This is a genomic window from Halobacillus sp. BBL2006 (assembly GCF_000786645.1).
Lineage (GTDB): Bacteria > Bacillota > Bacilli > Bacillales > Halobacillaceae > Halobacillus.
This window is the reverse complement of the sequence record NZ_JRNX01000475.1, coordinates 1-8,017: the sequence shown is the minus strand read 5'-3', so window position 1 is coordinate 8,017 and position 8,017 is coordinate 1. Positions and strand designations below refer to the sequence as shown.

Here is an 8,017-nt window from a genome sequence, read left to right as displayed (position 1 = left end):
GAGCCCTTCCCCAACGCCCCTAAAACTTCACAATCATCTCGAAGTCGAGTCTTCAACAAACCTACACGTTTTTGTTGAATAATGTGTAGTCAGTGTCCTTTTAGATCAAGTAAGGACCGAAAAATACGGTGATAAAAGCGACATGAATTCCAATGAAATAACTCAGCTGGACTAATGTGGACCAATCCCTGACTTTTGAACCGATTTTTAGAATTACCAAGGAAACAAGAGCCAAGCCGATTATATAAATGAACGAGCTTCCAGTAAAGCTTAGATAGCCTGGAGCACTTGCCATGACAGCATCAGTGAAAATTAATCTTTTGAACAAAAGGGAAGCAGCAAGATAAATCAACGCTCCTGTATAAAAGATCCATGAATGATCACGATCCAGTGCACGATTGTTTGCAAATGTCACAACTACAATAAAAAGTAGTGGCCATATGAACCAGATGATTGAAATTACAGCCGCTAGGAAACTGTAGGATAACATTCCGAGCGTTTTACCTAACGCCAGTACAAGAGAGCTTTGTGTCATTCCATCAGCTTTTTTAATGACTTCAGGATCACTGGAGGCAAGATAAATACGGTTGGTTTGTTCTCCACCATGGTCGATCCAGACAATGGCCTCATCGTCTAGCCAGACTGGTTCCGAAGATGAATTAGGAGTATTACTTAATCGTTTTACACTTTCAGAAGATTCCCCCCTTAATTCAGACTTATAAATATTGAACTGTTTAGGTTCCTTAAACGTTGTTTTAGTAGAGCCATAAGCTTTGAATAATAGAACTGGATCCTTTCCTGCCATTTTCATCTCTATATCAGATAGTTCTTCTAACTCTCCACTCCCATATGGATCATTGAAGGATACTTGCTTTAGGTTCGGTTGCTCGCCTATGGGGCTTTTTGAATAGTAATAGAAGTTAGTCATTTTACCAGATGAAGATTGTTTTTGTGTTGTCGATAAAAGAAGATAGTAATTGTCTTGGTATGTTGTAAATTGAAGGTCTTTGATTTCTTCTGAACTTTTTACACGTAGGGAAGCTGAGCCGACTTCTTCAAGGCCTTCATTATTCAATTTATAGAATGTGAGCGTATTTCCGCTTTCGCTCACTGTCTTTTTAATGATGTGAATCCCTTGCTTTGATTCGTCTACCAGCAAAGAAGCATTTTCATTGTCTAATTGAAGGAGAGGAGTGGACTCCATGTTGTCGGTATGTAATAAAAATAACTGATTCTCTTTCTTATAGAGGAGTTTTCCCTTCAAAGGATAAAATTCAGAAATATCTTCAATCTTTTGATCGGTCTCTCCATCGAACATCGAGTAATAATTGGCGTAAATCAGTTTGCCATTATTTAAATATATGGATGTAAACTTATCTAATGGAATCTTGTACTTTTCTTTTGAAGCAAGTTCGTAGTGCTCATTATAAATATTTTGTTGGACACCTTCATCCGTTAAAAAAGCGACAGAAAGCTGCCCATCCTCTGTTTGATGTACAAAAGGTTCTTGCGTAAATGGTGTTGTACCTACTTTTAATCCTCGACTCCAATTGTCATCAGCGGGCTGGGTTACTTCTTGATAGTTCTCCAAAAAAAGAATGGAGACCGCTGTTAGAATGATGATCATCGGGGCAAGCCAGACCATGATTTTTTTCATGAAATTCATCCTGAGACATTCCTTTCCTTACCATTCATGGGATATTATATAAAATCTTAATATGAGATACGAAAGAAACGGAGGGAGGTTTCAGAAAAATTAAAAATACCGCGCAATCTGCGCGGTATTTGGTGGGAATAATCAATCTTCTTCTGGGTCGGTATCACCAGCCAGGCTGTGGGCCAGACGACTGGAAGCTGCTGCTGCAATCGCACCGACAATATCGTCTAAAAATGTATGACATTCGCCTGTGGATTTGTCATTTAATTTTTTTAAGATTCCTGGTTTTTGTTTATCAATGTATCCGTAGTTGGTAAATCCGATCGAGCCGTAAACATTTACTATGGAGAAGGCGATGATTTCATCTACCCCATATAACCCTTCATCCGTTTGGATTGTGGAAAGTAATGGCTCCTCCAGTTGATTTTGCTCGGCGAGCTTATCCATTTGGATACCTGTAATAATAGCGTTCTGAACCTCGCGTTTTTTGAGTACTCGATTTACATTGTGACGGCATTCATCCATAGATAGGTCGTCATGGTATTTTGATTGAAGATAGTAAACCAGATCAGCCATATCCTCGATTGTAACTCCTCGTTCTTGAAGCCATTCGCGTGCCGTCGTTTCCAGTGCAGTTACTTTGTCTTTTGCCATATCGTCAAAAACCTCCCTGCTCAACATCGTTCTGATGTTTCTGTACCCTTATGATTAATGTAAAAAACGGAAGGGTTACTCTAAGTATATCAGATTGTGTACATGTACGTGACTCCTTCAGCCTTTATTATACCTAAGGAGGCACGAGGTCATGTATATGATAAACTATAAAAGAAATAGATGATCGGAGGGGTTATTTCATGAGCAAACCTTACGTGTACGTCACACGGTTATTGCCTGAGCACATTATTGAACCATACAGTGATGAGTTGGAAATCCAGATGTGGCCGTATGAAGAACAGCCTGTTTCGATAGAAAAGCTTGAAGAAGAAAGTCATAGAGCTGATGGATTATTGACGATGCTGACAGACAAAGTGGATCAAGGGTTAGTTGAGAAGAGTAAACACTTGAAGATTGTCGCGAACATGGCTGTTGGATACGATAACATCGATGTAGACGCTGCAACGAAATTCGACATTACGGTTACGAATACTCCAGATGTCTTGACAGATACAACTGCTGATTTAACGTTCGGCCTTTTGATGGCCACTGCCAGAAGGATGGTAGAAGCTAACCAATACATCAAAGATGGCAAATGGGGGCCTTGGTCTCCGCTGCTCCTTGCCGGAACGGATATACATCATAAAACAATTGGGATATACGGAATGGGGCGTATCGGTGAAGCGGTTGCGCGTCGTGCACGTGGTTTTGATATGAAAGTCCTATATCATAATCGGTCTAGGAAGACAGAGGCGGAGGAGAAGCTTGGAGCTGTATATGTGGAATTTAATGAACTGCTGGAGCAATCGGATTTTGTGGTTTGCATGGCTCCTTTGACGGATGAAACACATCATATTTTTGACGCAGAGGCTTTTAGGAACATGAAAAAGGAAGCGGTCTTCATTAATGCTTCTCGGGGGGCAACTATGAACGAAGACGATCTTTATCATGCTCTTGAACAAAAGGATATCGCCGGTGCAGGACTCGATGTATTTGAGCAGGAGCCCATAGGGAAAGACCACCCACTTTTACAGCTGGATCAAGTGGTTTGTCTACCTCATATCGGATCTGCCACTGTTGAAACAAGGCATAAGATGATGAAGCTTTGTCTGGACAACTTAGTCAGGTACTTTAGAGGAGATTCTCCTTTGACTAAAGTTAATTAAAAAAAGGTCGCACACCCTTTGGTGTGCGACCTTTTTAAACGTCTAGAGACCTTATGACAAAAATCTTTGTGAGCGGTGTTTGCCGCTTCCATCAATTTTAAATTAAAATACTTGTTCTACTTCGTAAATACCAGGAACTTCTTGAGCTAGTGCACGCTCAATTCCTGCTTTCAAAGTGATCGTAGAACTCGGGCAGTTTCCGCAAGCACCCATCAGACGTAAACGAACGATGCCGTCCTCCACATCTACGAGTTCAACGTCTCCACCGTCACGAAGTAAAAATGGGCGAAGTTTATTAAGTACTTCTTGAACTTGTTCATGCATGTTCAATCTTCCCCTTTCTATAACATCATTATAAAACGAAATGGATAAAAAATCTATTGTCTTCTCCTATATAAATCATTGAGAACCATTTTCATTTTATCTTTTTTAAGAACTTTTGTAAAATGAAAATAAATGATGTTCGACCATGGGGGAGGAGTTAGATTGAATAGAGAAAAAATACAATTAACCGTGTATGGTGCAGAAGTAAAATGTGCCAGTTGCGTCAATGCACCTGGATCAAAGGAAACATTTGAATGGTTACAGGCCGCTATTGGACGGAAATACAGTGATGATTCCATTTCGTATCAATATTTTGATATTCATACGGAAGGTCAAAAAGGAGCGGATGAGGATTTAGTTCAACAGCTTCTCGATGAGGAGTTGTTTTATCCACTTGTGGTCGTAGAAAATCAAATCGTCGGGGAAGGAAATCCGAGGTTAAAGTCTATTTATAAAGCTCTTGAAGCAAAAGGCATTAAACCAACTGCTAACTCCTAATGTCTCTATTTTTCCTAATCATCATGTGTTAAAATGTTGGAGGATAGGGTTTCATCCAGACAAAGAGGTGATATGGATGAATCCGTTAATTGAATTTTGTATCAACAACTTGGCAAATGGTGCCCAAGAGGCTATGGAGGAGCTGGAGAAAGATCCAGACCTTGATGTGGTAGAGTACGGTTGTTTGAGTAACTGTGGTCTGTGCTCACAATCGTTATATGCGCTTGTTGATGGAGAAAGAGTTATTGCTGACACACCAAAAGAATTAGTTGATCATATATACCAGCACCTGGAAGAGACCCTATGACAAGGTGTGGCATGAGAAGAAAGGCGACTTATTGACGCCTTTCTTCTTTAATATTACGTTTAGTACTCTTATTCCTAATTATTTATTATTCGGTTAAAGTACCAGATTGCTGAAGAAACCTATATGATTTATTCTGTGAATGAACGAATCATACCAGGTCTTATTTTAAGTATTTAACTTTTGTTTTCGTTCCCTTCATTTGTTCGCGGGCGAGTTGCCATTGGGTTCTAAATAATGGACGGGGCAGGCATCATAACTTAACGCCAAAATGAATCCTTGTGTTTGATAAAAATAGGATGGGTTAGTATACTTACAGTAATGAGATGAAAGGAGAGGCTCGGGATGATTCTGAATATTACAGAAGCAGCTAGGCACCAAATTAAAGAAATGTTGAAGGAAGAAGATTCTGAGAACGTGCGTCTTCGTTTCGGCGTCAAAGGTGGAGGCTGCAGCGGATTGTCTTATGCGATGGGCTTCGAAGATGAAATCAATGAAGAATTAGACATTGTTGAGGAATCTAATGGTATTCCTTTAGTCATTAATAGACAAGATGCTGCCATCATAGAAGGCACTACGATTGACTTTAAGCAGAACATGATGGGCGGAGGATTTACGATTGATAATCCGAATGCCATCGTATCCTGTGGTTGCGGTTCATCTTTCAAGACAGCTACAAACGCTGGAACACCAGATCCGAATTGTTAAACTGAATAATTTGGAAACCTTCCTTTTCGGGGAGGTTTTTTTATTTCGACTTTGAGTTAAAGGACGAGCGCTCAACTCCATAAAATAATGTAAGACATGTTTTAGGGAGGGGGAGTGGGATGAAACAATTATTAAGAGATTGTTTGTCGATGAATGAATACAGAATAAGCGCTATAATTGTTGGTTATTTTATTACATTAATTACGGCGATGTACAAATACATTGAAACTGGTGTCGTAGATGGTAATGTGCAAACCTTACTTATGACGTTTATTTCCATCGTTGCTGGAATTCAAGTGACCAACCATATAAAGGAGTATGCGATCACAAACAGTAAAAATAAAGCGATGATGAGGAGCCAGAATGCAAACTTGCCTGAAGAAAATGAAAAGGAAGGCCACTGAAATCAGTGACCTTCCTTTTTAAATTCTCTCCATCATTAGTTATGAGAACATGCTGGTGGAGTGCTTCGGTTGTACACGGGCACCAGGGTCAATGTATGCTTTCGCGTTATTGACAGCTGTCGGCCCTTCGCCAAAACCTGATGCAATCAGTTTCACTTTTCCAGGGTAGGTGCAAATGTCCCCGGCAGCATAAATACCCTTAATGTTCGTCTCCATTTTTGAATTGACAACAATACTATTTTTCTCGATCTCAAGCTCCCAGTCCTTGATTGGACCTAAGGAAGAAATGAACCCGTAATTTACTATGACATCATCAACATCAATGGTTTCTACACGAACACCTTTAACTTCATGCAGTTCGACTTGTTCAATTAGGTCTTCCCCTACCATGCGTTCAGGCGCAAAAGGGGTCATGATATTCACATTTGAATTTTTCAATTGGGCAACACTGTGTTCGTGGGCACGGAATTTATCACGTCGGTGGACAAGGGTGACTTGATTAGCGATTGGCTCGAGCATTAAAGACCAATCAACTGCAGAATCGCCTCCGCCACAAATCATGACGTTTTTATCTTGAAATTGATTCATGTCACTCACGTGATAATGAAGGTTTTTCCCTTCGTATTTTTCGGTTCCTTCCATTTTCAATTTTCTTGGTTGGAAAGCCCCGTTACCTGCAGTGATGATAATTGTTTTGGTATAGTGAACTTCTTTATTCGTCGTTAATTTAAGTACATCGTCTTCCAAACGTTCTACGCTCAAGACTTCTTGTCCGAGGGCAATGGTCGGATCAAATGCCATCGCTTGCTCTTCAAGGCTATCCACCAGTTCTTGTGCTCGGACTTTAGGGAAGCCGGCGACATCATAAATATATTTTTCAGGATAAAGGGCTGTAAGCTGACCACCTAGATGGGGTAAACTTTCGATTATTTTTACGCTTGCTTCACGCATACCGCCATAAAAAGCAGTGAATAGGCCAACAGGTCCTCCACCAATAACCGTTATATCATATATGTTATCACTCATAATTGTCCTCCTGTTCGAAAAATGTCACTAAGATTCATTCTATCATAAATTTTTTTAGCATGGGAATAATGGAGGTGTGTAAGCCTTTTCAATTAGGTATAATTTTTACATTATTTTGATAAATGGATTTTGGGTTGAAAATGAAAACAAAAAGGTCTAAGATGGGACTAGACAACATTTTACGTATTTGTGACATTTTTTTATATTAGTCGACAGGCTTTTTTTTATGAAAATTTGTGTGAAACGAGTCACAAAGAATTATCGGATATTAAAAAATACGAGATGGAAGTGATTAATCATGAAGAATCCTAACATTGTCATCCTCGGAGCAGGGTACGGAGGAATTATGACAGCTGTCAAGCTGCAGAAAAGTCTAGGTGTAAACGACGCGAACGTTACATTAGTGAACAAGCATAGCTATCACTATCAAACAACGTGGCTACATGAGAACGCTGCAGGTACACTTCACCATGATCGTACACGCATTCAAATTAAAGACGTTGTAAACACGAGCAAGGTTAATTTCGTACAAGACACTGTTACCGCTATTAAACCGGATGAGAAGAAAGTAATGCTGGAAAATGGCGATCTTTCCTATGATTACTTAGTTATCGGACTAGGGTTTGAAGCTGCAACCTTTGGCATTCCTGGTCTTAAAGAGCATGCGTTCACAATCGGCAGCATTAACAGTGCTCGTCTTATTCGTCAACATATCGAGTATAACTTCGCTAAATACAACAATGAAGCGGACAAAAAGCAAGAGCGCTTAAATATTGTAGTTGGTGGAGCAGGATTTACTGGAATCGAATTCGTTGGGGAACTAGCTAACCGCGTGCCTGAACTATGTAAAGAATATGATGTTCCTCGCGAAAACGTGCGTATCATTAACGTAGAAGCTGCGCCAACAGCTTTACCAGGATTTGATCCTGAACTTGTTGAATATGCGATGAACTCTCTTGAAGGACGTGGCGTTGAATTCAAAATCGGTGCCATGATCAAAGAAGTTACAGAAAACAAACTTGTCTTCGAAAAAGATGAGCAGCGCGAAGAAATCCCGACAAATACAGTTGTTTGGGCAGCTGGTGTACGCGGAAACTCTCTAGTCGAAGACGCTGGTTTCGAATCAAATCGTGGCCGTACTCCAGTTTCAGATGAATTGCAGCCAAAAGGTTACGATGATGTATTCATCGTTGGGGACTGTGCTCTTCTATTTAATGAAGAAACTGAACGCCCTTATCCTCCTACAGCCCAAATTGCAATCCAGCAAGCGGAGCAC

The 8,017-nt window shown here is 40.2% G+C and carries 10 protein-coding genes; 6 read left to right on the top strand and 4 right to left on the bottom strand.

The window, feature by feature from the left end; genetic code table 11:
- Positions 1-100: 100 nt before the first annotated feature.
- Together LD39_RS14100 and LD39_RS14095 are read right to left on the bottom strand one after the other, a co-directional pair.
- On the bottom strand, positions 101-1,657 hold the full coding sequence (locus LD39_RS14100; RefSeq protein WP_156112649.1) for a DUF2975 domain-containing protein: 1,557 nt from the start codon (positions 1,655-1,657) through the stop codon (positions 101-103).
- A 141-nt stretch (positions 1,658-1,798) separates the two neighbouring features.
- A complete protein-coding gene (locus LD39_RS14095) occupies positions 1,799-2,311 on the bottom strand; it encodes a phosphatidylglycerophosphatase A (protein WP_035548277.1) in 513 nt (170 codons plus the stop codon).
- Positions 2,312-2,511: 200 nt separating this feature from the next.
- On the opposite strand from LD39_RS14095, the gene LD39_RS14090 reads away from it, so the two are divergent.
- A complete protein-coding gene (locus tag LD39_RS14090; protein ID WP_035548274.1) occupies positions 2,512-3,477 on the top strand; it encodes a D-glycerate dehydrogenase in 966 nt (321 codons plus the stop codon).
- A gap of 102 nt (positions 3,478-3,579) precedes the next feature.
- Here LD39_RS14090 and LD39_RS14085 read toward each other — a convergent pair whose 3' ends face one another.
- Positions 3,580-3,801: a NifU family protein gene (locus LD39_RS14085; protein ID WP_035511544.1), complete on the bottom strand. Its 222-nt coding sequence runs from the start codon at positions 3,799-3,801 to the stop codon at positions 3,580-3,582.
- A 162-nt stretch (positions 3,802-3,963) separates the two neighbouring features.
- Here LD39_RS14085 and LD39_RS14080 point away from each other — a divergent pair, with 162 nt between their 5' ends.
- The 4 genes from LD39_RS14080 to LD39_RS14065 all read left to right on the top strand — a co-directional run bounded on the left by LD39_RS14080 (position 3,964) and on the right by LD39_RS14065 (position 5,715).
- Positions 3,964-4,299, top strand: coding sequence for a YuzD family protein (locus LD39_RS14080; protein WP_231572583.1), 336 nt, complete (start codon positions 3,964-3,966; stop codon positions 4,297-4,299).
- A 76-nt stretch (positions 4,300-4,375) separates the two neighbouring features.
- Positions 4,376-4,606: a YuzB family protein gene (locus tag LD39_RS14075; protein ID WP_035548267.1), complete on the top strand. Its 231-nt coding sequence runs from the start codon at positions 4,376-4,378 to the stop codon at positions 4,604-4,606.
- A gap of 342 nt (positions 4,607-4,948) precedes the next feature.
- Positions 4,949-5,311, top strand: a complete 363-nt coding sequence (locus tag LD39_RS14070; RefSeq protein WP_035548265.1) for an iron-sulfur cluster assembly accessory protein — start codon at positions 4,949-4,951, stop codon at positions 5,309-5,311.
- Positions 5,312-5,430: 119 nt separating this feature from the next.
- Positions 5,431-5,715 carry a hypothetical protein gene (locus tag LD39_RS14065; protein WP_035548262.1) on the top strand — a complete coding sequence of 95 codons (285 nt, stop codon included), beginning with the start codon at positions 5,431-5,433 and terminating at the stop codon, positions 5,713-5,715.
- Positions 5,716-5,754: 39 nt separating this feature from the next.
- Here the strand turns inward: LD39_RS14065 and LD39_RS14060 are convergent, their stop codons facing one another.
- On the bottom strand, positions 5,755-6,741 hold the full coding sequence (locus LD39_RS14060; RefSeq protein ID WP_035548259.1) for an NAD(P)/FAD-dependent oxidoreductase: 987 nt from the start codon (positions 6,739-6,741) through the stop codon (positions 5,755-5,757).
- 298 nt (positions 6,742-7,039) lie between these two features.
- Here LD39_RS14060 and LD39_RS14055 point away from each other — a divergent pair.
- Positions 7,040-8,017 (top strand): NAD(P)/FAD-dependent oxidoreductase (locus LD39_RS14055; protein ID WP_035548254.1); only part of this gene is annotated, 978 nt, incomplete at its 3' end.